The 24997-nt window shown below is 69.5% G+C and carries 26 protein-coding genes, 2 pseudogenes and 2 riboswitches; of the genes and pseudogenes, 18 read left to right on the top strand and 10 right to left on the bottom strand.

The annotated features are described in order from the left end of the window. The first annotated feature begins 183 nt into the window (after nt 1-183). From idi to C8E99_RS10520, 9 genes are read left to right on the top strand one after another with little or no spacing between them, the layout of a single operon-like run. A complete protein-coding gene (idi, locus tag C8E99_RS10560) occupies nt 184-750 on the top strand; it encodes an isopentenyl-diphosphate Delta-isomerase (protein ID WP_115932254.1) in 567 nt (188 codons plus the stop codon). Next, a complete protein-coding gene (locus C8E99_RS10555) occupies nt 747-1949 on the top strand; it encodes a polyprenyl synthetase family protein (protein WP_245952256.1) in 1203 nt (400 codons plus the stop codon). Before idi ends, C8E99_RS10555 begins: the two co-directional genes overlap by 4 nt. Further along, on the top strand, nt 1946-2800 hold the full coding sequence (locus C8E99_RS10550; protein WP_115932253.1) for a phytoene/squalene synthase family protein: 855 nt from the start codon (nt 1946-1948) through the stop codon (nt 2798-2800). Before C8E99_RS10555 ends, C8E99_RS10550 begins: the two co-directional genes overlap by 4 nt. Then, the gene (crtI, locus tag C8E99_RS10545; protein WP_115932252.1) at nt 2797-4674 is read left to right on the top strand and encodes a phytoene desaturase family protein; all 1878 of its coding nucleotides are present in this window, start codon (nt 2797-2799) and stop codon (nt 4672-4674) included. The genes C8E99_RS10550 and crtI overlap by 4 nt, the downstream gene beginning before the upstream one ends. Next, nucleotides 4671-5072: a lycopene cyclase domain-containing protein gene (locus tag C8E99_RS10540; protein ID WP_115932251.1), complete on the top strand. Its 402-nt coding sequence runs from the start codon at nt 4671-4673 to the stop codon at nt 5070-5072. Before crtI ends, C8E99_RS10540 begins: the two co-directional genes overlap by 4 nt. Further along, on the top strand, nt 5069-5446 hold the full coding sequence (locus C8E99_RS10535; RefSeq protein ID WP_115932250.1) for a lycopene cyclase domain-containing protein: 378 nt from the start codon (nt 5069-5071) through the stop codon (nt 5444-5446). The genes C8E99_RS10540 and C8E99_RS10535 overlap by 4 nt, the downstream gene beginning before the upstream one ends. Continuing rightward, nucleotides 5443-6330: a prenyltransferase gene (locus C8E99_RS10530; RefSeq protein WP_115932249.1), complete on the top strand. Its 888-nt coding sequence runs from the start codon at nt 5443-5445 to the stop codon at nt 6328-6330. The genes C8E99_RS10535 and C8E99_RS10530 overlap by 4 nt, the downstream gene beginning before the upstream one ends. Then, complete coding sequence (locus tag C8E99_RS10525) at nt 6320-6937, top strand: DUF2238 domain-containing protein (protein ID WP_115932248.1); 618 nt, start codon at nt 6320-6322, stop codon at nt 6935-6937. The genes C8E99_RS10530 and C8E99_RS10525 overlap by 11 nt, the downstream gene beginning before the upstream one ends. Beyond that, nucleotides 6928-7725, top strand: coding sequence for a glycosyltransferase family 2 protein (locus C8E99_RS10520; RefSeq protein ID WP_245952255.1), 798 nt, complete (start codon nt 6928-6930; stop codon nt 7723-7725). The genes C8E99_RS10525 and C8E99_RS10520 overlap by 10 nt, the downstream gene beginning before the upstream one ends. A gap of 258 nt (nt 7726-7983) precedes the next feature. Here C8E99_RS10520 and thiD read toward each other — a convergent pair whose 3' ends face one another. From thiD to thiO, 5 genes are all read right to left on the bottom strand, one after another. Then, nucleotides 7984-8802: a bifunctional hydroxymethylpyrimidine kinase/phosphomethylpyrimidine kinase gene (gene thiD, locus C8E99_RS10510; protein ID WP_245952254.1), complete on the bottom strand. Its 819-nt coding sequence runs from the start codon at nt 8800-8802 to the stop codon at nt 7984-7986. Nucleotides 8803-8953: 151 nt separating this feature from the next. Then, entirely contained in the window at nt 8954-10138 is a 1185-nt protein-coding gene (gene moeB / locus C8E99_RS10505; RefSeq protein WP_115932246.1) for a molybdopterin-synthase adenylyltransferase MoeB, read from the bottom strand. Continuing rightward, on the bottom strand, nt 10135-10971 hold the full coding sequence (locus C8E99_RS10500; protein ID WP_115932245.1) for a thiazole synthase: 837 nt from the start codon (nt 10969-10971) through the stop codon (nt 10135-10137). The genes moeB and C8E99_RS10500 overlap by 4 nt, the downstream gene beginning before the upstream one ends. A gap of 3 nt (nt 10972-10974) precedes the next feature. Continuing rightward, a complete protein-coding gene (thiS, locus tag C8E99_RS10495) occupies nt 10975-11214 on the bottom strand; it encodes a sulfur carrier protein ThiS (protein WP_115932244.1) in 240 nt (79 codons plus the stop codon). Then, complete coding sequence (thiO, locus tag C8E99_RS10490; RefSeq protein WP_115933405.1) at nt 11214-12512, bottom strand: glycine oxidase ThiO; 1299 nt, start codon at nt 12510-12512, stop codon at nt 11214-11216. Before thiO ends, thiS begins: the two co-directional genes overlap by 1 nt. Then, nucleotides 12507-12608, bottom strand: a riboswitch (TPP riboswitch). It overlaps the preceding gene by 6 nt. Before the next feature lie 15 nt (nt 12609-12623). Between thiO and C8E99_RS10485 the strand changes: the two genes are divergently transcribed. The 5 genes and pseudogenes from C8E99_RS10485 to C8E99_RS16380 all read left to right on the top strand — a co-directional run bounded on the left by C8E99_RS10485 (nt 12624) and on the right by C8E99_RS16380 (nt 15180). Then, the gene (locus C8E99_RS10485) at nt 12624-13019 is read left to right on the top strand and encodes a thiamine phosphate synthase (RefSeq protein WP_245952253.1); all 396 of its coding nucleotides are present in this window, start codon (nt 12624-12626) and stop codon (nt 13017-13019) included. Further along, the gene (locus C8E99_RS16225) at nt 12931-13131 is read left to right on the top strand and encodes a thiamine phosphate synthase (RefSeq protein ID WP_245952471.1); all 201 of its coding nucleotides are present in this window, start codon (nt 12931-12933) and stop codon (nt 13129-13131) included. Before C8E99_RS10485 ends, C8E99_RS16225 begins: the two co-directional genes overlap by 89 nt. Nucleotides 13132-13188: 57 nt before the next feature. Next, nucleotides 13189-14495: pseudogene (locus C8E99_RS10480) on the top strand (ISL3 family transposase). Next, nucleotides 14434-14772 carry a thiamine phosphate synthase gene (locus C8E99_RS10475; protein WP_115933404.1) on the top strand — a complete coding sequence of 113 codons (339 nt, stop codon included), beginning with the start codon at nt 14434-14436 and terminating at the stop codon, nt 14770-14772. The pseudogene C8E99_RS10480 and the gene C8E99_RS10475 overlap by 62 nt, the downstream one beginning before the upstream one ends. Nucleotides 14773-14913: 141 nt before the next feature. Beyond that, nucleotides 14914-15180, top strand: coding sequence for a hypothetical protein (locus C8E99_RS16380; RefSeq protein WP_342767587.1), 267 nt, complete (start codon nt 14914-14916; stop codon nt 15178-15180). Here the strand turns inward: C8E99_RS16380 and C8E99_RS16375 are convergent. Together C8E99_RS16375 and C8E99_RS10465 are read right to left on the bottom strand one after the other, a co-directional pair. Further along, nucleotides 15138-15749, bottom strand: a pseudogene (locus tag C8E99_RS16375) (NtaA/DmoA family FMN-dependent monooxygenase); the annotation flags it as partial. The gene C8E99_RS16380 and the pseudogene C8E99_RS16375 overlap by 43 nt on opposite strands. A 22-nt stretch (nt 15750-15771) precedes the next feature. Continuing rightward, nucleotides 15772-16536 carry a 3-oxoacyl-ACP reductase gene (locus tag C8E99_RS10465; protein ID WP_115932243.1) on the bottom strand — a complete coding sequence of 255 codons (765 nt, stop codon included), beginning with the start codon at nt 16534-16536 and terminating at the stop codon, nt 15772-15774. 46 nt (nt 16537-16582) lie between these two features. Further along, a riboswitch (TPP riboswitch) is annotated at nt 16583-16686 on the bottom strand. Between the two features lie 253 nt (nt 16687-16939). On the opposite strand from C8E99_RS10465, the gene C8E99_RS10460 reads away from it, so the two are divergent. After that, a complete protein-coding gene (locus C8E99_RS10460) occupies nt 16940-18115 on the top strand; it encodes a zinc-dependent alcohol dehydrogenase (protein ID WP_115932242.1) in 1176 nt (391 codons plus the stop codon). 117 nt (nt 18116-18232) lie between these two features. Here the strand turns inward: C8E99_RS10460 and C8E99_RS10455 are convergent, their stop codons facing one another. After that, nucleotides 18233-18742, bottom strand: a complete 510-nt coding sequence (locus tag C8E99_RS10455; RefSeq protein ID WP_115932241.1) for a pyrimidine dimer DNA glycosylase/endonuclease V — start codon at nt 18740-18742, stop codon at nt 18233-18235. Nucleotides 18743-18888: 146 nt separating this feature from the next. After that, nucleotides 18889-19804 (bottom strand): IS5 family transposase gene (locus C8E99_RS10450; protein ID WP_211309026.1). Its coding sequence is split into 2 segments (ribosomal slippage): nt 18889-19428 and nt 19430-19804, totalling 915 coding nucleotides; the frame shifts between segments, so codons are not numbered across the junction. 97 nt (nt 19805-19901) lie between these two features. Here C8E99_RS10450 and C8E99_RS10445 point away from each other — a divergent pair. The 3 genes from C8E99_RS10445 (at nt 19902) to C8E99_RS10435 (ending at nt 23267) form a co-directional block, all read left to right on the top strand. Beyond that, complete coding sequence (locus tag C8E99_RS10445) at nt 19902-20738, top strand: tryptophan-rich sensory protein (protein ID WP_115932240.1); 837 nt, start codon at nt 19902-19904, stop codon at nt 20736-20738. Between the two features lie 116 nt (nt 20739-20854). Further along, entirely contained in the window at nt 20855-22264 is a 1410-nt protein-coding gene (locus C8E99_RS10440; protein ID WP_115932239.1) for an MFS transporter, read from the top strand. A 283-nt stretch (nt 22265-22547) separates the two neighbouring features. Then, entirely contained in the window at nt 22548-23267 is a 720-nt protein-coding gene (locus tag C8E99_RS10435; RefSeq protein ID WP_115932238.1) for a class II glutamine amidotransferase domain-containing protein, read from the top strand. A 112-nt stretch (nt 23268-23379) separates the two neighbouring features. Here the strand turns inward: C8E99_RS10435 and C8E99_RS10430 are convergent, their stop codons facing one another. Beyond that, nucleotides 23380-24831, bottom strand: a complete 1452-nt coding sequence (locus C8E99_RS10430; protein ID WP_425452926.1) for an alanine/glycine:cation symporter family protein — start codon at nt 24829-24831, stop codon at nt 23380-23382. Nucleotides 24832-24997 lie beyond the last annotated feature (166 nt).

Genomic DNA, 24997 nt, shown 5'->3' with positions numbered 1-24997 from the left:
GCGTCGGAAGCGGCGAAGGGCATGGAGCAGATCGACCCTGGGGTCGGAGTCCTCGTACCAATAGTGTGGCGAGGAGGCGCCGGCTCCCGGTGGATTGTCCATGGTGGTCAATGCTAGTGTCGTCTTCACTAGACAGGCTAGCTAGATTGTCGAGTTATTCTCAGATCACAGGGGGAGGCAGGGATGAGCACCGTTCCGGAAGACCACGTGGTGCTGGTGGACGAACACCGCAACGCCCAGGGCCTCGCCCCTAGGGCCACGGTCCACACCACGGACACCCCACTGCACCTGGCGTTCTCCTGCTATGTCTTCCGGCCGAACGGGGACCTGCTCCTCACGCGCCGATCCCTGGCGAAGGTGGCCTGGCCCGGGGTCTGGACCAACTCGTTCTGCGGTCACCCGAGACTCGATGAATCATATGAGCAGACCATCAACCGGTACGCCGCCCACGAGCTCAGCTTGGAGATCAAGTGGCTCCACTGTGCCCTCCCGGATTTCCGTTACCGTGCCGTCGATGCCTCCGGGATCGTCGAGAACGAGATCTGCCCCGTCTACGTGGCCACGGCCCATGGTGAACCCGCGCCGAACCCGGACGAGGTCATGGACCACCGCTGGGTCCCCGCAGACGAGGTCGCGGCTCTCGTTCAGGCCGCCCCCTGGGCCGTGAGCCCCTGGATGGCCGAACAGCTTCCCGGCGTGCTCGCCTACCGGACACATCCGGCCTCGACGATCGAGGGGGAGAGGGCGTGACGGACACCCCAGACGGGGTCACCGAAGAGCTGGACCGGGTGCTGGCTTCAGGACTGGACCGCTCGGCCCAGCTGGGGCCGGATCACCGTGAACTCTGGGAGGCCCTCTCCCTGGCCTCCGGCGGAGGCAAGAGGTTCCGCCCCGGCCTGGCGGTTGCCACGCATGACGCCCTCGGTGGAACCTCGGCCGAGTCCGTGGCCCGCGTGGGCGCCGCCCTGGAACTGCTGCACACGGCGTTCGTGGTGCATGACGACGTGATCGACGGTGACGACGTGCGCCGCGGGCGCCCCAATGTCTCGGGGACTTTCGCCGCCGCTGCACGGGGCGAGGGGGCGGACCAGCCCACGGCCCGTCACTACGGTGAGGCAGCCGGGATTCTGGCTGGCGACCTGGCTCTGGTCTCCGCGGTCCGACTGGTCGCCCGGTGCCAGGCTCCGGCTCCCCGCGTGGAGGAGCTGCTGGACCTGCTCGAGGACACCGTGCACGCCACCGCCACCGGTGAGTTGGCGGACGTGCGGCTCGGGCTGCACCTGAGCGGGCACCCGGCCACCCTGGACGAGGCCCTGCGGGTGGCCGAACAGAAGACCGCCGTCTACTCCTTCCAGCTCCCGCTCCAAGCTGGGGCCATTCTCGCCGGTGCCCCCGCGGACGTGACCACGGCCCTGGCCCGCCTGGGCCGGCTCGTGGGCGTCGGTTTCCAGTTGCTGGACGATCTTCTCGGGGTGTTCGGCAACGAGACCCGCACCGGCAAGAGCGCTCTGACGGACCTGCGCGAGGGCAAGCACACCGCCTTGCTGGCCCACGCCCGGACCACCCCGGCCTGGCCTGACCTGCAGGGCCTGGTCGGGGATCCGGACCTGGACCACCACGACGCCGGCCGCGCACGTGCCCTGCTCGAAGGCTGCGGCGCGAGGGACACCGTCCAGGAGCTCGCCGACCGCCACCTCGAGGAGGCGCTCGCCGCTGCAGCAAGGGAGCCGATTCCGGCCGCTCTGACCCGGGTCCTCACTGACCTGGTCGGAGACATCCGGGACACCGCGGCCCTGGCCCTCGACGATCCACGGACCGTCAGGAGCGTGGATGCCTCGACGCGGTCACCCGCGGCGGCCCCGCCGGGCGCAGCGGCTGAACCGGTTGAACCGGCTGAGCCAGCAGAACCGGCACAGTTCGCTGACGCCTCCCGAGCGGGCGCCCGATGAACGCGCCGGCCGCAGCCAACCGCTACGACCGGGTGGCCCAGGCCAGTGCCGCTGAGGTGATCAGCGGATACTCGACGTCCTTCGGCTGGGCCTCCCGGTTGCTCGCCGAACCCGTGCGCTCCGACGTGCGCAGCATCTACGCCCTGGTGCGGGTGGCCGATGAGATCGTCGACGACCCGGACCCGGTCCTCACGCCGGCCTTGCGGGCGAGCCAACTGGACGGACTCGAGGCCGAGACCATCAAGGCCTTGGAATGCTCTCGCAGTACGAATCTGGTGGTCCATGCGTTCGCGAGCGTGGCCCGCCGGTGCGGCATCGGCACCGAGCTCGTGCAACCGTTCTTCGCCTCCATGCGGGCGGACCTGAGCCAGAGTTCACATGACAGCCAGAGCCTGTCCGAGTACGTCTACGGTTCGGCGGAGGTGGTGGGGCTGATGTGCCTGAAGGTTTTCACCGCCGGCGACCCCGGGTCCTTCGAACGCCTCGCACCGGCCGCCCGCAGCCTCGGTGCGGCCTTCCAGAAGGTGAACTTCCTCCGGGACCTGGCCGACGACCACGACCTGTTGGGCCGCACCTACTTCCCGGGACTCGACCCGGCGACCTTCAGTGACACCCACCGCGATGCGCTGCTGGACGACATCGACGCGGACCTCGCCGTGGCCGCCACGGCGATCCCCCTCTTGCCGTCCAGCAGCCGGCGCGCGGTCCAGGCCGCCCACGGACTGTTCGCCGCCCTGTCCCGGCGCCTGAGGCAGACGCCGGCCGCGCAGATCCGCCAGGCACGGGTGCGCGTCCCGGACACCGAGAAGGCCCTCATCCTGTTCCGGGCTCTGACGAGACGAGCCGCATGAGCGCCGGACACCGCTCGAGAACGACGGCGGCGCACGACGCAGGCGCCGGGGTTCCCCATCCGGAGGGCGAGGGTCGGGTTCGCCCAGACGGCGAGAAGGCATCCCGCCCGGATAGCGAGAGGGTCGTGGTGATCGGCGGCGGCATCGCCGGGCTCGCCTCTGCCGCCCTGCTGGCCCGCGACGGGTACACCGTGGACCTCGTCGAAGCGCGGGAGTCCTTTGGCGGCCGCGCCGGCAGCTGGGAGCACGAGGGCTTCCGGTTCGACACGGGACCGTCCTGGTACCTGATGCCGGACGTTTTCGACCACTTCTTCCGGCTCCTCGGCACCACCGCCGAGGCAGAGCTCGACCTGCAGCAGCTCGACCCCGCTTACCGGGTCTTCTTCGAAGGCGAAGGCGAAGGTGAAGGCGGAGGCGAAGGCGAAGGCAATGAGGGCGGCCGGCCCGAACCCCTCGACATCGCCGCGGACCGGGACACCAACATCGCCCGGTTCGAGGCGGTCCAACCGGGCGCCGGCCGGGCCCTGGCCCGCTACCTCGACTCGGCGCAGCGCACATATGACATGGCCATCGAGCGCTTCCTGTACACCTCCTTCTCCTCGATCCGGCCGTTCCTGTCCCGCGACGTGGCCGGCCAGGCCCACCGGCTCGGGCCGCTGCTGCTGCAGTCCTTGGAGAGGTTCGTGGCCCGCCGCTTCACGGATCCGAGGATCCGTCAGGTCCTGGGCTACCCGGCGGTCTTCCTGGGGTCCTCGCCGGACCGCACTCCCGGGATGTACCACCTGATGAGCGCCCTGGACCTGACCGGCGGGGTGCTGTACCCGCAGGGCGGCTTCGGCCACCTCATGGACGTCATGGTCCGGCTGGCCCGTGAGTCCGGCGTCCGCCTGCATGCGGGCACCGCCGCGACCGCGATCCTGACGGAACCTGCTCTCCGGGATCTCAGCGCTCACCAAGCTCACCCAGCTCCTCGCGATCACCGTGCCCGCCGCAGCGGAGGCCGAGGTCGCCGTCTACGAGCTCGCGCCACCGGCGTCCGGGTCCGCGGACGGGACGGAGAGGAGCGGGAGCTGCCGGCCGGCGTCGTGGTCTCTGCCGCGGATTTGCACCACACGGAGACGACCCTGCTGCCGCGCTCGCTGCAGACGTTTCCCGAACAATGGTGGCGTCAGCGCACCAGCGGGCCGGGCGGCGTCCTGGTGATGCTGGGGGTGCGCGGTCCGCTGCCGGAGATGCCGCATCACAGCCTGTTCTTCACGCGGGACTGGACGGCCAACTTCTCCGCGATCGCCGCCGGGACCGTGCCGGAGCCGGCCTCGGTGTACGTGTGCAAACCCTCGGCCACGGACCCTGGCGTGGCCCCGGAGGGACACGAGAACCTCTTCGTCCTGGTGCCCATGCCCGCCGATCCGGACCTGGGCCGCGGCGGCCTGGACGGCAACGGTGATCCGGTGATCGAGTCGATCGCGGATGCCGCCCTCGAGCAGGTGGCCCGCTGGGCCGGCATTCCCGACCTGGCCGAGCGGATCGTGGTCCGCCGCACCGTGGGGCCCACAGACTTCGCCGAGGACCTGGGCGCCTGGCGCGGCGGCATCCTGGGGCCGGCGCACACGCTGGCCCAAAGTGCCTTCTTCCGGGCCGGCAACGTCTCCCGTCGCGTGGAGGGGCTGTACTACGCCGGTTCCAGCACCATCCCCGGCATCGGCCTGCCGATGTGCCTGATCAGCGCCGAGATCCTGCTCAAGCGGTTGCGCGGGGACCACTCCGCCGCCCCGCTGCCGGAACCGGAATTGCGCCCTTCGGGGATGCGCCCTTCGCAGTTACCCCCCTTCGGGCTGCTCGGCACACCGCTGCCCACCCCGGGGCAGCCATGACGGCGTACCTCTACCTGGCCGCCCTGATCATCTCGGCCGGCTGCATGGCTCTGCTCGACCACCGCTTCCGGCTCGTGCTCTGGCGCGCGCCGCGGGCCGGGACGATCACCGTGGCGATCGGCATCGCGTTCTTCCTCGCCTGGGACCTGGCGGCGATCGCGTCCGGGCACTATGCCGCCGGCCAGAGCGAGGGCATGACGGGGATCATGCTCGCCCCCGAGCTGCCGCTGGAGGAGGTCGTCTTCATCACCTTCCTCTCCTACCTCACCCTGGTGCTGCGCGGGCTGATCGTCCTCCTCCTGCGCCGGGCCGGTCGTGGCGAACCTCCCGGAGCCAGCCTGCACGACGCCGGCCGGCCGTCCCCGCGCCCGGCCGCCGGTCAGGAGGTGGCGCAGTGAGCTACCTTGCGCTCGCCGGACTCTTCCTGTTACTCCCGGTGGCCGTGGCCGCCTACGCCTCCTGGCGCCGTGGACTGGGGCGGCGGTGGTGGGCTGCCACCGCACTGACCATCGCCGTGCTCGTGGTGCTGACCGTGGTGTTCGACAACCTGATGATCGCCGCCGACCTGTTCCGGTACAACGAGGAGCTGCTCACCGGCTGGCGGGTGGGCCTGGCCCCGGTCGAGGACCTGGTCTGGCCGGTGGCGGCGGGACTGCTGCTGCCCGCGGTCAGCGCCCTGCTGTCCGGGGCCAGGCGGAACGGGTCGAGCTGGGTCGAGCCGGGACGGAATGACGCCGGTCGGCATGAGGCGGGACGGGAGGTGGACGCATGACGACGGTCAGCGCCACCGCCCCCGAGGCGGCCCGCCAGCTGCTCGGATCCTCCCGCCCGATCAGCTGGGTCAACACCGCCTACCCCTTCGCCGCGGCGTACCTGATGGCCGGAGGCGGCTCCACCGTGGAGCTGATCGTGGGCGTCCTCTTCTTCCTCTTCCCCTACAACCTGTTGATGTACGGGATCAACGACGTGTTCGACTACGAGTCGGACCTGCGCAACCCGCGCAAGGGCGGGGTGGAGGGCATCGTCCTCTCCGATCGATGGCACCGCTTGACCCTGTGGTCTGCCGGACTGCTCTCGCTGCCCTTCGTGGTGTTCCTGCTGGCAGCCGGCACGCTCGTGTCCGGCGTGGTGCTCGCGGTGGTGCTGGCCGCCGTCGTGGGATATTCGGCCCCGCGGATCCGGCTGAAGGAACGGCCGCTGCTGGACTCCATGACCTCGTCCACGCACTTCGTGGGCCCCGCGGTTTTCGGGCTGGCGCTGGCCGAGGCCCCGCCGACCCCGGCCGTGGTGGCCTCCATGGTCGCGTTCTTCTTCTGGGGCATGGCCTCGCAGGCCTTCGGTGCGGCGCAGGATGTCACCGCGGACCGTGAGGCCGGCATCGGCTCCATCGCCACGGCGCTGGGAGCCCGCGGAGCCGTCCGCACCGCGATGGTCCTCTATGCCGCCGCCGGACTCGTGATGCTGCTGGCCGGGTGGCCCAGTGCCCTGGCCGGGGTGCTGGTGCTGCCGTACCTCGTCAGCATCCTGCCGTTCCGCTCCCTGCCGGATGAGCGGTGCGAGGAGGCGAACCGGGGCTGGCGGCGGTTCCTCTGGCTCAACATGGTGACCGGGTTCCTCGTGACCTTGCTGCTGATCTGGATCGCCCGTGGCGGCTGAGGCGAACGCCAGCCGCGCGGCGCGGTTGTGGCAGGAGGCCGTGAGGACGCTGCGGGTGGACGGACCCCTGCCCGTGCGCTTGATCGCCGACGCTGCCGCCCTGCTCACGCTCCTCAGCCTGGTCCTGGGACTGTGGGACAGCGGGGTGGCCGTGGCCCTCTACTCCCTGGTGCTCCTGGGCCAGACCGTGGTTCGCCTGACACCGCTACGGGCGTCCGTCCAAGCCGGAACCGCCGTCATCCTGCTGGCTGCCGCCTGGGCGGCCCTGCTGGACGCGTACCAGCTGATCCCGTGGCTCGACCTCGTCACGCACGTGGTGGCCACCGGCCTCCTGGCCGCCATCGGTACCGCCGCGCTGCTGCGTAGCGGCTGGCTGCAGACGGGTCCCTCAGCCGGCCGCGCTGGCCAGACCCTGCTCACCGCCGGATTGGGCGCCCTGCTGGCCGTGCTCTGGGAGGTGGGCGAGTGGTTCGGCCACACCCTGCTCGATCCCGCCATCCAGGTCGGCTACGAAGACACGATGGGTGACCTGGCCGCCGGGGTGCTCGGCGCGCTGCTGGCCGGGCTGTTGCTGGACCGGCTCGTGAAGGACGGGCCGTGGCCCTGAGTTCCGAGACGCACGGTTCAGTGCCAGTACCAGCTCCGAAGCGGGAGTTGGTGAGTGTGGTGATCCCCGCCCGAGACGACGCCGTCCTGCTGGACCGGTGCCTGCGCGCCCTGGCGCAGCAGACCGTGGCGCCGGCCGAGGTGATCGTGGTGGACAACGCCTCCGAGGACACCACAGCGGCTGTGGCCGCGTTCCACGGGGCGCGCGTGCTGGTGGAACCGACGGTCGGCATCTGGGCCGCGGCCGCCACCGGTTACGACGCCGCCGAAGCCCCGGTCATCGCCCGCCTCGACGCCGACTCGCTGCCCCGCCCAGACTGGGTCGAGCAGATCACCGAGGCCATGGCGCAGCGCCCGGAGGCCGCCGCAGTCACCGGCTGGGGTCGTTTCGTGGACCTGCCCCGGCTGATCGGCATCCCTGCGGCTGCGGTGTACCTGGGGGCCTACTACGCCCTCGGTTACGCGGCGTCCGCCCGGGCGCCGCTGTGGGGCTCGAACATGGCCATCCGTCGGTCGGTCTGGCGGGAGGTGCGAGGCCGGGTGCACCGCACGGAGCGGGAAGTGCATGACGACATGGACCTGGCCCTCGCGTTGGGGCCTCACCACATCGTGGCCACCGTGCCCCGCATCGTGGTGGGGGTCTCGGCCCGCTCACTGCGCGGGATGGCCCAGCTCGGCCGCCGTTTCCACCGCGCCCTGCGCACCCTGTCCCTCAATTGGTCTCGGGTGCCCCCGTGGAAACGGTGGGCCCTGCGGTTCGGGTGGGGTGTTCGCCATGCGCCCCACTGACGGTTCTGAGTGCACGCACTGGCTGTTGCCCGTCAACCCCGCCGCCCACGCTGAACATCTGCCTGCAGATTGGCGGACGAGGCACGACGCGACGGGTGTCTGGGAAGCGATCGGCCGGACCCAGGCGATCGACCGGTGGTGTCTGAGCAGTGGCTTCCGCACGATGCGGCCCGGCGGATTAGCCCCAATACCGTTCGATCAGATCACGATCGCCTCTTCCGACTGGCGATCCGCTGGTGGATCATGTGCCGGTCTGGATCATGGCGACTTCCAGAGATCGTAGAAGTGGTGGACGGGTCCGGGGCCCTGGCCGATCTCGAGGGAGTCCGCGGCCCGCAGGGCCCCGGTCAGCCAAGACTTTGCCCGGTCTACCGTCTGCGGCCATGACGCGCAGCGCGGTACCAGGGCGGCCATGGCCGAGGACAGCGAGCAGCCGGTGCCGTGGGTATTGGCCGTCGGCACCCGCGGCCCGGTGAACAGGTGCTCTCCGTCGGCGTCGAGCCACAGGTCGGTGGCATGCCCACCAGCCAGATGCCCGCCCTTCAGGAGCACCCGCCGGGCGCCGATGTCGAGCAGGGCCCGGGCCTGGGTGCGCATGCCTTCCATGTCGGTGGCCTCTGCCTGGTCGAGCAGGACCGCGGCCTCGGGGATGTTGGGGGTGATGACAGAGCTGTAGGGCAACATCTCGCGGATGGCAGCCACGGCGTCGTCGGCCAGGAGGCGCGAGCCGCTGGTGGAGACCATCACCGGGTCCAGAACCACGGCCGGACCCTGTCCTTCGGCCAGCTCGCGCAGGAAGTCCGCCACGGTGCGCACGGTCGGGGCGCCGGCGAGCATCCCGATCTTGGTGGCGTCCACGGGTATGTCCGCCAGAAGGGTGTCGAGCTGGGCGCGGACGAACTCCGGGGGGACGGCGTGCACGCCGGTCACGCCCTGGGTGGACTGGGCAGTCAGCGCGGTGATCACGGCGGTGCCATAGACGCCCAACGCCGAGAACGTCTTGAGATCGGCCTGGATGCCAGCCCCGCCGGAAGGGTCCGAGCCGGCGATCGTCAGGGCGACCGGTGGTCTGCTCACGAGTTCACTGCCCCCCACCCAGTTCTGCCGGCGTGGGTCGGACCTCTGCCGGGCCGGTATCAGAAGGTACGGAGTCTTCAGGCACGGACATCCGCGGTGTTCCTCTCGCTTGCATTCGGTGGACCTGTGGACTTCGTGGCGTCGGGCTGGCTCAGTAGGCAGGTTTCTCCGGTTCGACCTGCGCCACCCAGGCCAGTACCCCGCCCTCGAGGTGGCGGATGTTCTCCTCCCGCCCTGCGAAGTACGGGCGCAGCGTGGCCAGGGCGGTGGCGGAGCGGGTCCCGGCCTTGCAGTGCAGCACGAGGTCGGCGCCGCGGGTCTCCGCTGGCAGCGCGGCTTCTCGGCGGTCGAGCAGCTCCTGCAGCGGAACGGGCCGTGCGCCCGGTATGCTCACCAGCTCGCGTTCCCAGTCCTCGCGGACATCCACCAGGGTGAAGGCAGCCTCCCCGCGATTCCGGCGCTCGAGCAGGCCCGCCAGCTCGGGGGCGGTCAGCGTCTCGTGCGGGGCGACCGCGGCATCGCCCGGTACGGCGCAGTTGAGGTCAAGGTCGTTCACAGCTGTGACCGGGACCGCGTCTGGGTCCGGGTCCAGACGGAGTTCCCGCCAGGTCATCTCCAGGGCGTCGTGCACCAGGACCCGTCCGACCAGGGGATCCCCGATGCCGGTGATGAGCTTGATGGCCTCGGTGGCCATGATGGAGCCGATCGTGGCCGGAAGCACCCCCACCACCCCGCCCTCAGCGCAGCTGGGCACCTTCCCGGGCGGTGGAGCCTCGGGGTAGAGGTCCCGGTAGGTGGGTCCGTGCCCGGCCCAGAAGACGCTGACCTGCCCCTGGAAGCGCAGGATCGAGCCCCACACGCACGGTCGGCCGGTCAACGTCGCGGCGTCGCTGACCAGGTACCGGGTGGTGAAGTTGTCCGCGCCGTCCAGTACCAGGTCGTACTGGCCCACCAGGTTCACGGCATTGTCCGCGGTGAGTCGGACCGCGTGGGTCCGCACCTCCACCAGGGGGTTGAGCCGGGCCACCGCGTCGGCGGCGGAGTCCGTCTTGGGCCGACCGAGGTCGGCAACCGTGTGGATTACTTGGCGTTGCAGGTTGGAGACCGCCACCACGTCGTCGTCGACGATCGCCAGGGTTCCGACCCCGGCGGCGGCCAGATACTGCAGGGCCGGGGCGCCCAGACCGCCGGCCCCGATGACCAGGACCCGGGCGTTCTTGAGTCGCCGCTGTCCGATGGCCCCGACCTGGGGCAGGGACAGGTGGCGGGCATAGCGCCCGATCTCCTCCAGGGTCAGCTCGGGGCCGGGTTCCACGAGCGGGGGCAGCGAGCTCATCGGCCCTCCCGGACGGGTGCCCAGTCTCCGCGCGGCACGTCCTCCGGGTCGTCGGTGTCGACCAATCCGGTCATGGGTGAGGAGGCCACGGCGTGGCGGCGCGCGGGGATGCGACCGGCACCAGCGGCCAGCCGTCCGGCGGCCACGGCGTGGCGCATGGCAGTGGCCATGGCCACGGGATCCTGGGCCCGGGTCACCGCGCTGGCCAGCAGCACGGCGTCGCAGCCCAGTTCCATGGCCAGGGCGGCCTCGGAGGCGGTGCCGATGCCCGCGTCGAGGACCACGGGCACGTCGGCGCGGGAGGTGATGAGCTCGATGTTGTGCGGGTTGAGGATGCCGAGCCCGGTGCCGATGGGTGCGCCCAAGGGCATGACGGCGGCGGCGCCGAGGTCCTCTAGGCGGTGGGCGACGGCCGGGTCGTCGGAGGTGTAGGCGAAGACCTTGAAGCCGCGGGCCACCAGCTGCTCGGTGGCGTCCAGCAGTTCGACGACGTCGGGCAGCAGCGTGTCCTCGTCGGCGATGACTTCGAGTTTGACCCAGTCGGTCTCCAGCGCCTCCCGGCCCAATTCGGCGGTCAATAGGGCGTCGCGGGCGGTGTAGCACCCGGCGGTGTTGGGCAGGATCCGGATGCCGTTGCGCTCGAGCAGGGAGAACAGCGTGTCCCCCTGGCCGGGCGCGTAGCGGCGCAGGGCCACGGTGGTCAACTCGGTCCCGGAGGCGAGAAGGGCCTGCTCCAGGGTGTGCAGGGAGCTCAGACCCCCGGTGCCCATGATCAGTCGGGAGGAGAACTCCGCACCGTCGAGGAGCAGCGGGTCCGGGTGCGGCGTGGTCATGTTTCAGCCTCCTTGGACGGCGGTGATGATCTCGATGCTCTGGCCCTCGACGACGGGCGTGCGGTACCAGCGGCTGCGAGGGAGGACGATGGCGTCCACGGCCACGGCCATGCCCAGGCGGCCCCCGTCCAGCGGGCGGCCGTCGGGGCCCAGGGGCCGGCTGATGGCCTCGGCGACGAGGTCGACGATGGTCGTGTCCTCGGGCACGGCATGCGGGGTGCCGTTGAGGGTGATGGCGGTCATCAGGTCCTCCTGTTCTCGGGGGCGGAAGCTTGGGCGGCGACCGTGCGCCGAGCGAGGCCCGAGGGGTCGAAGCGGTGGGGGTCGGTAGTGGTCAGGTGCGCGGCGTCGGCGTCCGGATCGGTCCCCGCCTGATCGGTGACCAGCTGGGCGGCAAGGCGAGCGGCCAGTGGGGTGAGCAGCACCCCGTGGCGGAAATGACCGGTGGAGACCACCAGGCCGGGCACGGGTTCGCCGTCGGGCGTGCGGATGCGGCCGAGGTAGGGCGCGTCGTCGGGGGTACCGGGGCGGGCGCGGGCCATGACCTCCCTGAGCTCCAGGTCGGCAACGCCCGGCACGAGGGCCTGGGCGTCGCGCAACAGGCGAAACACCCCGCCGGCGCTGACGCCACCCAGGTCGTCCTCGCGAGACGTGGCACCGATCACGATCGTGCCGTCGACGCGCGGCACGAGGTAGACCGGCACCCCGTGGACCAGGCCACGAACGGTGCGCTCGATCAGTCGCTGCGGGCCAGCGGGGAGCCGGGCGCGAAGGATGTCTCCATGTACCGGACGAAGCGGCAACCGACAGGTGTCAGGCAGGCCATCCAGTGCACCGGTACCCATACCCAGGGCCAGGATCGTCTCGTCAGCAACCACATCCTGACCGTCCGTCAGTACGACACCGGTGACCACGCCCTGCCCGTCCCACAACAGTGCCCTGGCCTGCACGCGGAGAAGGCGCACTGGCCCACCATCCACGTCACCGGCGAGGAGCACCCCGGTCACGTCTCGCTCGACCAGGGCCGCCAGCAACCCGGTCACCAGTCGGCGCGGGTCGATCTGGTGGTCGGTGGGGATGCGGAACGCCGCGGACAGACGCGGGGTCAGGGCCGGTTCCAGGGAACGGGCCGCGCGGAGGGTCAGCGGTTCCACCGCCATGCCATGGCTCAGTTGCAATTGGCGAAGGTCAGCCAGTGCCTGCCGGTCGGAGGAGTCGACTCCGCAGACCAGGGTCTCGGTGGCCCGGTACCCCACGGATGCTCCGGCAGCCTGCTCGACGGAAGCAGCGAAGCCCGGGTATTCGGCAGCCGAAGCGCCCATCAGCGGGTACAAGGACTCCTGCTGGTACTGGACTTCGCTGACCGGAGCCAGCATGCCGGCCGCCGCCCGCGACGCCCCCGCCCCCGGGTCTGGGTCGATCAACGCGACGGAGCGACCGCGGCGGCGCAACTCCCAAGCGGTGGCCAAGCCAACCAGCCCGGCGCCCACGACGGCGACGTCGACCGCTCTAGTCCCGACACCAGGATGCACAGAATTCACCGGCACGTCCTTTCCTCCGGCGGCATGACCCGCATCAGGTGTGGCGGTCGGCGCTCAAGCCTTCTCAGCCCCCGAGGGGCTCCCGCAGAACCCGCTGACTATCACCAGCGTGTGACCCACCATACCCCCGCGTTCCCCGTACCAGCAGACCGCAACTCGCGCCGTGCCCGCGCCGAAAGGCTCGCCGACGCCCGGCTCTACCTATGCACCGACGCCCGCCAGCAACAGGGTGACCTCGAGGATGTCCTGAAGGCCGCGTTCGCCGGTGGGGTCGACATCATCCAGTTGCGGGACAAGACCTTGGACACCGATGCGGAGATCTCCGCACTGCACCTGCTGGCCGACGTGGCGGGCGAAAACGAGAAACTGTTCGCGGTCAACGACCGGGCCGACGTGGCGGCCCCACGTCGGCGCGGACATCTTCCACATCGGCCAGCACGATCTCTCCCCCGCCCAGGCACGGTCCTTACTCGGCTCCGAGGTGCTGATCGGACGTTCCACCCATGATCTCGATCAGGCCCGTGCGGCAGTCGAGGATCCCGAGGTCGATTACTGGCTCATCACAAATAGGGGTGTAGATGGTTCCCCCGGGGGTGGCGGCGCGTCGATGTCTGGGTAGAGGTCGAGGCCTTCCGATGATGGAAGTTCTCACACTGCCCATCGGGAAGACCTCGACGTGCCTAACGCTACCTTCGACGACTGTGACCTGACCAAGTTCTGCCGCCTCGACGAGCTCGGCCTCGTAGCCGTCGGCCAACGCCTGGAACCCGGGCGGGCCGTGCTGGCCTGCCGGGTGGTGGAGCCAGATGACTGGTGCCATCGCTGCGGATCCCAAGGAACTCCACGCGGCACTGTGATCCGGCAGCTGGCGCACGAACCGGTGGGCTGGCGGCCCACCACCCTGCAGATAACCGTGCGCCGCTACCGGTGCGAGGACTGCGCCCATGTCTGGCGCCAAGACACCACGAAGGCGGCCGAGCCCATGGCCAAACTCTCACGCCGTGCACTGCGGTGGGCGCTTGAAGCGCTCGTGCTGCAGCACCTGACCATCGCCCGGGTCGCCGAGTCCCTGGCTGTGCGGTGGAACACCGCCAACGACGCCGTGCTGGCCGAGGGTCAACGCCTGCTGATCAACGACCCCACCCGGTTCGACGGAGTCACGGCGATCGGCGTGGACGAGCACGTCTGGAGGCACACCCGGCGCGGAGACAAATACGTCACCGTGATCATCGACCTCACCCCGCTGCGCGCCGGGACCGGCCCGGCCCGGCTGCTGGACATGGTGGAAGGCCGGTCGAAGAAGGTGTTCAAGACCTGGCTGGCCGAACGAGACCAGGACTGGCAGGACGGCATCGACGTCGTGGCCATGGACGGGTTCACCGGCTTCAAGACCGCCGCCGAGGATGAGGTCCCGAGGCGGTGGCGGTCATGGATCCCTTCCACGTAGTCCGGCTGGCCGGAGATGCCGTCGAGCGTTGCCGGCGCCGGGTCCAGCAACAGGTCCACGGCCACCGGGGACGGAAGACTGACCCGCTCTACAAGGCCCGCCGCACATTGCTCACTGATGCGGACCTACTCACGGACAGGCAGTACTCCCGGATTCAGGCTGTCTTCGAGGCCGATGAGCACGTGGAGGTTGAGGCGACGTGGGCGTTCTACCAGCACATGGTCGCCGCTTACCGGCAACCGGACAGAGCCAAGGGCAAGACAATGATGCAGACACTGATCACCAAGCTGGGCAGGGCGGTGCCGACCAAGCTCACCGAGCTGATTGTGCTGGTTCGGACGTTGAAGAAGCGGTCGGCGGACATCTTGGCCTACTTCGATCGGCCCGGCACCTCGAACGGCCCCACGGAGGCCATCAACGGCCGGCTCGAGCACCTCCGCGGCTCCGCCCTCGGGTTCCGAAACCTCGCCAACTATGTGGCCAGGTCCCTGCTGGAATCCGGCGGATTCAGGCCACGTCTACACCCTCGTTTGTGATGAGCCCGATTACTTCTGCACCGGACCGCTGTGGGAGACCCCCACCAAGCCTGGCCGTTCCGCCACCGGCCCGGGTTTTGTCCGGGATGTTTCCGGGCTCATGGCGGGATCGGCGGCGGCGGGCACCCCGTGGTTCGCCATCGGTGGCATCGACGTCGACCGGCTGCCCGAGGTCCTCAATGCCGGGGCGAGCCGCATCGTCGTCGTCCGCGCCATCACCAAGGCCCCCGATCCCGGCGTCGCGGCCCGGCAACTGCGCGGACTGATCCGCGACTGAGCCCTGGACGACGTGGTCGACGAAGTCGTCCAGGTCGTTCGGTAGCCACGGTGGCATGAGGTTGAACCCGTCAGCGGCACCGCAACGGAACCACTCCTCGATCTGGTCGGCGATGTGCTCGGGGGTGCCGACCATGGTGCAGTGCCCTCCGCCGGCCGCGAGACGGCCCAGCAGCTGCCGCACCGTGGGCGCCTCGACCTCCACGATCCGCAGGATCGTCGCGTAGCGGCCCTGTGGACCGCTGAACCGCTCGAGCGGGGGCAGTTCGGGGACCGGGGCGTCCAGTTGCCAACCGGTGCAGTCCTGCCCGATGAAGGTGCCAGCTGGGCCAGGGGCTGCTTCGCGGGCAGCAGTGCGTCCGCCCGGGACTGCTTCGCCACGGCCTCCGCCTCCGTGGAGCCGACATAGGTCGCGAGTCCGGGCATCACCGCCACCGATGCTGGGTCCCGTCCGGCTGAGCCGATGCGCTTCTTCAGGTCCGCATAGTCACTCTGGGCGGCGGGCAGGTCGTAGGCGACGGCATAGATGCCTTCGGCGTACCGGGCGGCCAGTTCGCGCCCCGGCCCGGAGGCTCCGGCATGGAACAGCACCGGGCGGCCCTGGGATGATCGCGGCACGGTCAGTGGGCCCGACACCCGGAAGTGCTCCCCGGCGTGGTCGATCGGCCGGACCAGGGCTGGGTCTGCGTACATGCCATCTGGTTCCAGGACCAGTGCCTCATCGTCCCAGGAGTCCCACAGCCGTAGCGCCACCTCGATGAACTCGGCGGCCCGCTCGTACCGCTGGCCGTGGCCGGGTAGCGCCTCCATTCCGTGATTGCGGGCCTCGGCGTCGAACATGGACGTGACCACGTCCCAGCCCACCCGGCCGCCGCTGATGTGATCCAGTGACGCCAGCATCCGGGCCGCGAGGAACGGCTCGGAGAACGTGGTCGAGACGGTGCTGACCAGCCCCACGTGCGACGTGGCGCGGGCCATGGCCGTCATGCCGGTCCTCCACTCAATCCATGACCAGTCCGCCGTCGACCACCAGGTTCTGCCCGGTGACCGACCGGGCCCAGGGGCAGGCGAAGAACAGGACGGTGTCGGCGAACTCCTCCGGGGTGATGACCCGACCCAGGGGCGTGCCGGCGGCGATCGCCTCGAAGACCTCCTCGGGAGTGGCCGCGCTGGCGTCAGTGGTGCGTAACAGGCCCCCGGAGACCATGTTCACCGTGATGCCGTGCCGTCCCAGGTCCTTGGCCGTCGTGCGGGTGAGCGACAGCAGGGCCGCCTTCGCCGCTGTGTAGTCGTGGTAAGGCACCACGGGGTTCTGGAACAGGTTGGTGCCGACGTTGATGATCCGCCCGAAGCCCTTCTCCCGCAGGTACGGAAGGGCCGCCTGGATCGTGTTGAGCGCCCCCCGGACGCTGCCGGCGAACTGAGCGGCGAAGTCCTCCCAACCGATCTCCGTCACCCCCGGGCGGGCGTCGCCGTTGAAAGAGAAACCCATCAACGCACTGTTCACCACGGTCGTGACCGGGGCCCCGAAGTGCTCCCGTCCCGTAGCCAGCAAGGCGGCTACTTGCCCCGGGTCGGTGACATCGGCGGGCAGGGCCACGGCCCGGTCCGAACCGAACCGGGAGGCCAGCTCCTCAGCGGCCTGCCGGCTGGTGTGGTAGTTGACGAGAACCCGCGCCCCCTGACCGGCGAAGGCCTCGACGATGCTGCGGCCCAGGCCGCGACCCCCTCCGGTCACCAGGACAATCTGCTCTGCGATCTGCACGGACGCTCCTCAAGGCCGAGGCGAAGGAGCGCAGGCCCGGAGACAACGCCAACCGGGCGGACATCCCTTCGCCAGTACGAACTGGATCAGGTTCAACGGGTCTCATCTCAGCTGGTCGCCAGGTGGGCACCAGCACCCCGTGTCACTGGCCCCGAGCATAGCCGACCCCTTCTCAGCGGTAGGTCGTGGTGTCAGATCAGGAGCACATCACACCAGGGGCCAAGCCAGCGCGCAACATGTTCGCGATCACCCGAGCCAGACAGGTCGAGAGAACCACGAACTGACGAAAACTGCCGGACCCACACACCGTTTATCGGGCAGTCCCAGTAGTAGGGTCGGTTCGACCGAATAGATCAGCAGGCTGCCGTTCCCGGTGGGGCGGCGGCCCTGAGAAGGAGGACAGATGAAGGCTTTGACATGGCAGGGAAAGCGTTCGGTGAGCGTCGAGGAGGTTCCGGATCCCCGCATCCAGCAACCCACGGACGCGATCGTGCGGATCACCTCGACCGCCATCTGCGGGTCGGACCTTCACTTGTACGAGGTGCTCACCCCGTTCATGGACAAGGGCGACATCATCGGCCACGAGCCCATGGGGATCGTGGAGGAGGTCGGCTCCGCCGTCACCCAGATCAAGGCCGGGGACCGCGTGGTGATTCCCTTCAACGTCTCCTGCGGCCACTGCTTCATGTGCAAGCAGGGCCTGCAGTCCCAATGCGAAACGACCCAGGTTCGGGAGTACAACAGCGGTGCAGTCTTCCTGGGCTATTCCCGCCTCTACGGCTCGGTGCCCGGCGGGCAGGCCGAGTACCTGCGCGTCCCGCACGCGGACTACGGGCCCATCAAGGTCCCGAACACCGGTGAGGACGAGCGCTACCTGTACCTCTCCGACGTGGTACCCACCGCCTGGCAGGCCGTGCAGTACGCCGCGCCCCCGCAGGGCGGCTCTCTGGCCGTGCTGGGCCTGGGCCCGATCGGCCAGATGTCCGCCCGGATCGGCCGCCACCTGGGCTACCGGGTACTCGCGGTGGACCCGGTCGCCGAGCGGCGGGCCATGGCCGAGCGCCACGGCATCGAGACCTTGGACTCCTCCGGCGAGGTGGCCGAGCAGCTGAAGGACCTCACCGACGGCCGCGGCCCGGACTCCATGGTGGACGCGGTCGGGATGGAGGCCCACGGCTCTCCCGTGGCCGGGGTAGCCCACCAGGCCGTAGGGCTGCTGCCGTCCCCGCTGGGCCGCAAGGCGATGGAGACGGCCGGGGTGGACAAGCTCGATGCCCTTTACACCGCCATCGAGGCCGTCCGGCGCGGCGGGACGATCTCGATCAGCGGCGTATACGGCGGCATGAAGGACCCCCTGCCGATGCTCACGATGTTCGACAAGCAGATCCAGTTGCGCATGGGCCAGTGCAACGTGAAACGGTGGATCGACGACCTCCTTCCGCTGGTCGATGACCCCTCGGATCCGCTCGGCGTCCTGGACCTCAAGACGCACACCGCGTCGTTGGACGAAGCCCCGGAGATGTACGAGAAGTTCCAGAAGAAGCAAGACGGCTGTATCAAGGCCGTCCTCAAGCCATAGTCGTGGACCCGAACGGGAGCCCGACCCCTGCGGGGCCGGGCTCCGGCGCGTCATGGACCAACGCACTCACTGGGACACAGCCGCAAGCCGCCACAACCTCATTGAACAGTATGGGGATTAGCCCAGCCGCTCCCACGACTCAATGTCGCCCGGAACGACCTCGAACAACGGGTGGACCTGCGGCACGCTGATGCCGACCAGGCCTTCCAGCCGTTCCGGGGTCCGCTGGCCGATCTTGGCCAGGAGGTGCTTCCACTCGTAGGCGACCTGGCCTTCCGTCACCGGGATCTGGGCGACCGGGAGTCGGGGGACACCAGAGAAGGTTCCGTCCACCGGGAGGTCCCGGCCGGCGTCGTGCGCCAGTCCCGACGCCGGATGGCCGGGTCGGTCGATCCGGGTCACGTCGAAGTTGTAGCCGCGTTCGGCGGCCTCCTCCGCTGTGACGAGGAGGAAGGCACCGACTGCGGCGGCGGGGTCCGGGTGCGAACGGAACCGCACGAGCTGCGGATGCGAACGGTATCCCTTGGTGCGACCGGCCAGCACGGCCTGGGCCAGCAGTGCCTCGCGCCATCCACCGGTGAGTCCTTGGCGGTCCAGGTAACGGGGATGGAGACTCCACAGTCGCATGCCCCCATCATCCCGCAGCCAACCGTTCTCACCGGACCGAACCCGCCTGACCGCACGAACGCGCACCGATACGTGACGTCGAGCCATGTCACCCGGCCGATCCAGCCTTTTATCTCGATGATCGAAATGGTTAGGGCGTGTCTCCCTTATGTGCGTAGCCAGGTGAGGATGGCGCAAAGGGTGAGGGCGGCGCGGTAGGTGATCGCGAGCTTGTCGTAGCGGGTGGCCAGTCCGCGCCACTGTTTGGCCAGGGCGAAGTAGCGTTCCACGACGTTGCGGCCGCGATAGGCCTGTGCGTCGAAGGCCGGTGGGCGTCCTCCGCGGCTCCCGCGCCTGGCGCGGGCAGCGATCTGGTCGCGCTTCTCGGGGATCACCGCGGAGATTCTTCGTCGTCGCAGGTCGGTGCGGATCACCCCGGTGGCGTAGGCCCGGTCCGCGATCACCGCCTCGGGACGGGATCGTGCTCGTCCGCCACCGGTCCGCGGGACGTGGATTTCGGCCAGCACCTGGGCGAGCATTGCCCCGTCGTTGCGCTGGCCACCGGTGATGACCGCGGCCAGCGGCCGGCCCCGCCCGTCGACCACTTGGTGGATCTTGGTGGTCAGTCCGCCGCGGGAGCGGCCGATGCCGTGGCCGGGCGGTTCAACCTCGGTCAGTGGCAGTTTCTTGTGATTCGCCCCGGCCCCCTGTGTCCTGGTCCGGGCGGGTGGTGTTCGTGGCGTGCTGGTGGGCACGGGCGATGGTGGCATCGACCGAGACCGACCAGTCGATCATCTCTGCCGCGTCGGCCTCGGCCAGCACGTGGGTCAGGACCCGGTCCCAGGTGCCGTCCGCGGCGTAGCGGCGGTGCCGCTTCCACACCGTCTGCCAGGGGCCGAACTGCTCCCGGGGCAGGTCCCGCCACGGGATCCCGGTCCGGTACCGGTAGGCGATGCCCTCCACCACCCGGCGGTGATCACCGAACGGGTGGCCCCGCCGGCCCTGGTTCGAGGGCAGCAACGGCTCGATCCGCTCCCACTGCTCGTCCGTGAATACCTGATACCGCGACCCCGTTGACCTCACCCGACCAGACTGCCGCGAGCCTCACCACAGATAAGGGAGACACGCCCTAGCTCGAATCACATGCACGAGGACTGACCTGCCACCCGAGGAGAGACCCATGGATGCCACTGCCCCACGGACCACCGGACTTGCGATTCCGTTGCTGGTGCTCGTCAGCGGGATCGTCGCCACCGCCGGGGCGTTCCTCGGCAGCGGGGTACTCGGCGGCACGCCGATCGCCGAGGCGGCCGGTGGGTGGCTGAATGAGGACTCCACGCCGCTGGCGCCGGCCTCCGGCGCCTTCCGGATCTGGTCCGTGATCTACCTGGGGCTGCTCGCCTACTCCGTCTGGCAGTTACTGCCCGCCCAGCGCCGGTCCGATCGGCAGCGGCTGCTGCGGCCGTGGGCCGTGGCCGCGATGCTGCTCAACGCCGCGTGGATCTGGGTAGTGCAGTTCGGCTGGCTGAACCTGAGCCTGGTGGTGATCGTGGCGTTGCTCGCCATGCTCGGCCGCATCCTGATGCTGCTTGTCCGTACCGCGTCGGAGGGCAGGGCTGATGCCCTGATCACGGACGGGACCTTCGGCCTGTACCTGGGCTGGGTCACCATCGCCACCGTGGCGAACACTTCCGCCGTGCTGGGTGCCGCCGGCTTCGACGGCTTCGGGCTGCCGGTCACGGTGCTGTCCTCGGTGGTGCTGGCCGTCGCCGCGATCATCGGGGTGGCCACCGCCTGGCGCAGCGGCGGGAAGATCGCACCCGCCCTGGCTCTGACCTGGGGACTCGCCTGGATCACCGTGGGCCGCCTGGACGGCGGGCTGGAATCGACCGGCACCGCGGTGGCAGCGGGAGTCGCGGCGGCCGTGGTGCTGATTGCGGCTGTGGTGTTCCGGGTGGCGGCGGAGCGGCGGGCGGAGCCAGCCGAACGGGCCGGCCGGCGTCGTCATGGCGGTTGAGGTGCGGGTCTGAAGGCCCCCGGCTGAACCGGCGCCGGAACCTGCCGCACGGCTGCGTGGTACACCCGGCCGGGTCCGGCCCTACGATCGAGGACCACCCTCGGAGGGAGCCCGTCATGTCCGAACAGTCCGCATCAGCCGGGGCGGCCGGAACGGCCGGTGCACCGGCCCCCACCCACGGCAAGACCCCGAAGAAGGCGGCGCTGGCCGCGTGGATCGGCTCCGCTCTGGAGTACTACGACTTCGCCGTCTATGGCACGGCCGCGGCCCTGGTGCTGAACCACCTGTTCTTCCCGGAGGACGCCTCACCGGGAGTCGCGATTCTGCTATCCATGGGCACCGTGGGGGTGGCCTACGTGGTGCGGCCCCTGGGCGCGCTCGTCATGGGGCCACTCGGGGACCGGATGGGCCGGAAGTTCGTGCTCATGCTGACCCTGTTCATGATGGGCGGGGCCACCTTTGCCGTCGGCTGCCTGCCGACCTACGAGCAGGTCGGGCTCCTGGCACCGGCCCTGCTAGTGCTGTGCCGGGTCATCCAAGGGCTGTCCGCCTCGGGGGAGCAGGCCAGCGCCATCTCGGTGTCCCTGGAGCACGCCGAGGAGAACCATCGTGCCTTCACCACCAGCTGGACGCTGCAAGGCACGCAGTTCGGCACCCTGCTGGCCACGGCCGTGTTCATTCCCTTCACCTCCCTGCTCACCGAGGAACAGTTGTTCTCCTGGGGCTGGCGCGTCCCGTTCTGGCTCTCTGCCGTGGTGGTGGTCGTCGCCTGGCTGATCCGGCGCCGGCTGGAGGAACCGCCGGCCTTCGAGAAGGCCAAGGCGCACCTGCCGGGGGAGAAGCCGGCCACCCCGCTGGGGCTGATGGTCAAGTACCACAAGACGGCCGTGCTCCGGATCGCCTGCGCGGCCATGATCAACACCGTCAACGTGGTGTTCCTGGTCTGGTCGCTCTCCTTCGCCACCTCGGTGGTGGGCCTGGACCGGTCGACCATGCTGCTGGTCGCCGTGGTGGCCAATGCCGTGGCCCTGGCGGCCATCCCATTGGGCGCACTGCTGGCGGACAAGATCGGCCGGAAGCCGGTCTTCATCGCCGGCGTGGTGGGACCCGCGGTGATGATGTCCCCCTATCTGGGGGCCGTCGCGGCGGGGGACTGGACTCTGATCTTCGTCTACGGCGCCATCCTCTCCGGCTGTCTCTACTCGCTCTCGAACGGCATCTGGCCCTCGTTCTACGCCGAGATGTTCCCCACCCGGGTCCGCGTCACCGGCCTGGCCATGGGCACCCAGATCGGCTTCGCCGTCTCCGGTGGCCTCACCCCGGTCCTCGCCTCGGCCGTGGCCGGTGCCCAGGGCACCAACTGGCTCGCCGTCTCCCTCGTGGTCAGCGGTGCCTGCCTGATCTCCGTGGTGGCAGCGCTGACGGCCAAGGAGACCAAGGACAAGACGCTGGCGGGCATCGACGAGTTGCACACCACGCGCACCGAGGCCGCGGATCTGGCCAAGCTGGACCGCACCGCCTCGTAGCCCTGGCTCACGCGCCTCCGTCACATGTGACGTGCTCCAGATCACATCCTTGGTACACTAAACGTCACCCATTCGTGTTAACGGTCAAGCAGCGGCCGCGAACTCTTCGGACGACTCTCGAGGAGGCCTTCGTGCCCATCGCTGTTCCATTGACCACTACCCTGAGCATCCCCTGCCGTGCGATGGGTGCGCTCACTGAACTCACTGAGCCTGCCCGGCCCCTGCGGCCCCGCGGCGGACTGCCCGTGCTCATGGTGTCGTCCAGCCTGCGGGGGATGTGACGATGGGCATCGCCGGCGAGGTCTCCGTCCGCGGGGCGTGGGCCGATACCGCCAGTGTGGACAGGATGATCCAGGCCATGGACGCGGCAAGGGACGCGGGCGGGCCAGCGGATCCGGGCATCTGTGACTGGGGTTGGGTGGCGGTGGGCCATCGCCCGACTGAGACCGGCGAGCAGGCCGGGGCCACGGCCCAGTCGATGCTCGATGAGCGGCTGGGCTGGTGCCTGATGTTCGACGGTCGGCTGGACAACGGACCGGACCTGCGTGTCGACCTGGACGAGTGCTTCCCGTTCCGGTCGGGCTCGGACGCTGAGGTCGTGCTCGCGGCCTACCACCGGTGGGGTGAGCACTTCGTGGACCACCTGCAGGGGGTCTTCGCCCTGGCTCTGGTGGATGCGCCTCGCGAGAAGGTGCTGCTGGCCCGGGACCGGCAGGGGACCCGGCTGCTGTACCTGAGCACCGGGGCCGGACGCCTGCGTTTCGCCTCCACGTTGCCCGGCCTGCTGGCCGCCGACGGTATCGACACCTCGGCCGACCATGCTGCGCTCAAGCATGATCTGGACCACCGCAGCATGGTTCCGGCCCCGCGGACGATCCTCTCCGGTGTCACGTTGTTGCCGGCCGCCACCCTCCGCGTGCTCGAAGCCCGCGGCCGCGCACGGGACCGGGGCTTCCACGACGATGAGGCCGTGCCGCGGCTCGGAGGCGTCGGAAGAGTCTGAGCCGGCACCGCCGGACGAGGAAGGCCTGTCGCTATTCAGCGGCTCCGGAGAGTCCACCCCAGTCGGCGACGACGGCCGGGCTGTCCTTCGCGGACGCCTGCCGCGGTCCTGGTCAGTCGCTCTTGGAGACCAATTGCATGGCCTCGGTCTCGCCTTCGCGCCACAGGCTCACGCCACGTGCCTCGGGAAGGCTGGAGGCACGGAAGACGGGGTTGAGTCCCAGGGCCCGTTGCCGTTCGTAGTCCTTGAGCATCTTCACGGCCAATCCGCCCAGCGGGATGATCGCGATCAGGTTGATGGTGGCCATGAATCCCATGAAGAGGTCTGCCACGTTCCAGATCAGGGCGACCGAACCCAAGGCGCCGCCGAAGACGCACAGCACCACCAGGAGGCGGTAGGCGAGGATCCAGGGTCGAGCACGTTCGCCCGCCAGGTACTCGATATTGGACTGGCCGTAGAAGTAGTTGCCGAGGATCGACGACCAGGCCAGGAAGAAGATCACCACCGTCAGGAACGGGCCGACCCAACCCCCCAGTTGGGCTTCCAGTGCCGATTGGGTGAGGGACACACCTTCCACATTCTCGGACCCGAAGCTCGGGTTCGACAGCAGGATGATGAAGGCGGTGGCCGAGCAGACGATGATCGTGTCGAAGTACACGCCCAGTGACTGGGTCAGACCCTGCTTCACCGGGTGGGATACCGCTGCCGTGGCCGCCGCGTTGGGTACCGAACCCATGCCGGCCTCATTCGAGAAGAGGCCGCGGCGCATGCCCTGCATCAGGGCGGCGCCGAAGGCAGCGCCCGTGACCTGTTCGAATCCCAGGGCATGGCCGACGATGAGGGCGATCATGGCGGGGACCTCGGTGATGTTGATCAGCACCACGATCAGGGCGATCACGATGTAGCTCACCGCCATGACCGGCACGATCACTTTGGTCACCGAGGAGAGCCGACGGATGCCGCCGAAGATGACAGCGGCGGTCAACACGGCGACGACTGCTCCGGTCACCACGGCGACCGTGGTGGATTCGCCCACGTTGGCCTGCACGGAGTCACTGATGGAGTTCGACTGGACGGCATTGAAGACGAAACCGTAGGTGACGGTGATGATGACGGCGAACAACGTGGCCAGCCAGGGCTGACGCAATGCGTAGCGGATGTAGTACGCCGGCCCACCGACGAAGCCGTCCTTGCCGCGCACCTTGTAGAGCTGGGCCAGGGACGATTCCACGAAGGCGGTGGCCCCGCCCATCACGGCCAGGAGCCACATCCAGAACACGGCACCGGGGCCGCCGACGCTGATCGCCAACGCGACGCCGGCGATATTGCCGGTTCCGACCCGGGAGGCCGCGGACACCGTGAATGCACGGAAGGCCGAGACACCCTGCTCAGCATCGTCTCCACCAGGCCGTTCCACGACCGAACGGAACATCTCCGGAAGAAAGCGGATCTGGACGGCGAAGGTCCGGATGGAGAAGTAGATGCCGGCGATGACCAGAAGCGCGATGACCAGATACCAGTAGCGGTCATTGAACCAGAGGACGTGGCCGGCGAGGGTGTCCAGGAAGTTCTGCATGGGTCATGGTAGTCACAGCAGAGCGCCCTGGACCGAGGCGACTCGGGGCAACGGGCCTCGTCAGGGGTCAGCGGGGTGCCTCGGCGCAGTGCCCGGCCTAGACCGTCCGTGCCATGATCGAAGGACACGTGCCCGGCGGTGGGACCGCCGGCCC

Source organism: Citricoccus muralis (assembly GCF_003386075.1).
Taxonomy (GTDB): domain Bacteria; phylum Actinomycetota; class Actinomycetes; order Actinomycetales; family Micrococcaceae; genus Citricoccus; species Citricoccus muralis.
The sequence above is the reverse complement of the archived record's forward strand: the minus strand, read 5'-3'. Positions and strand labels throughout refer to the sequence as shown.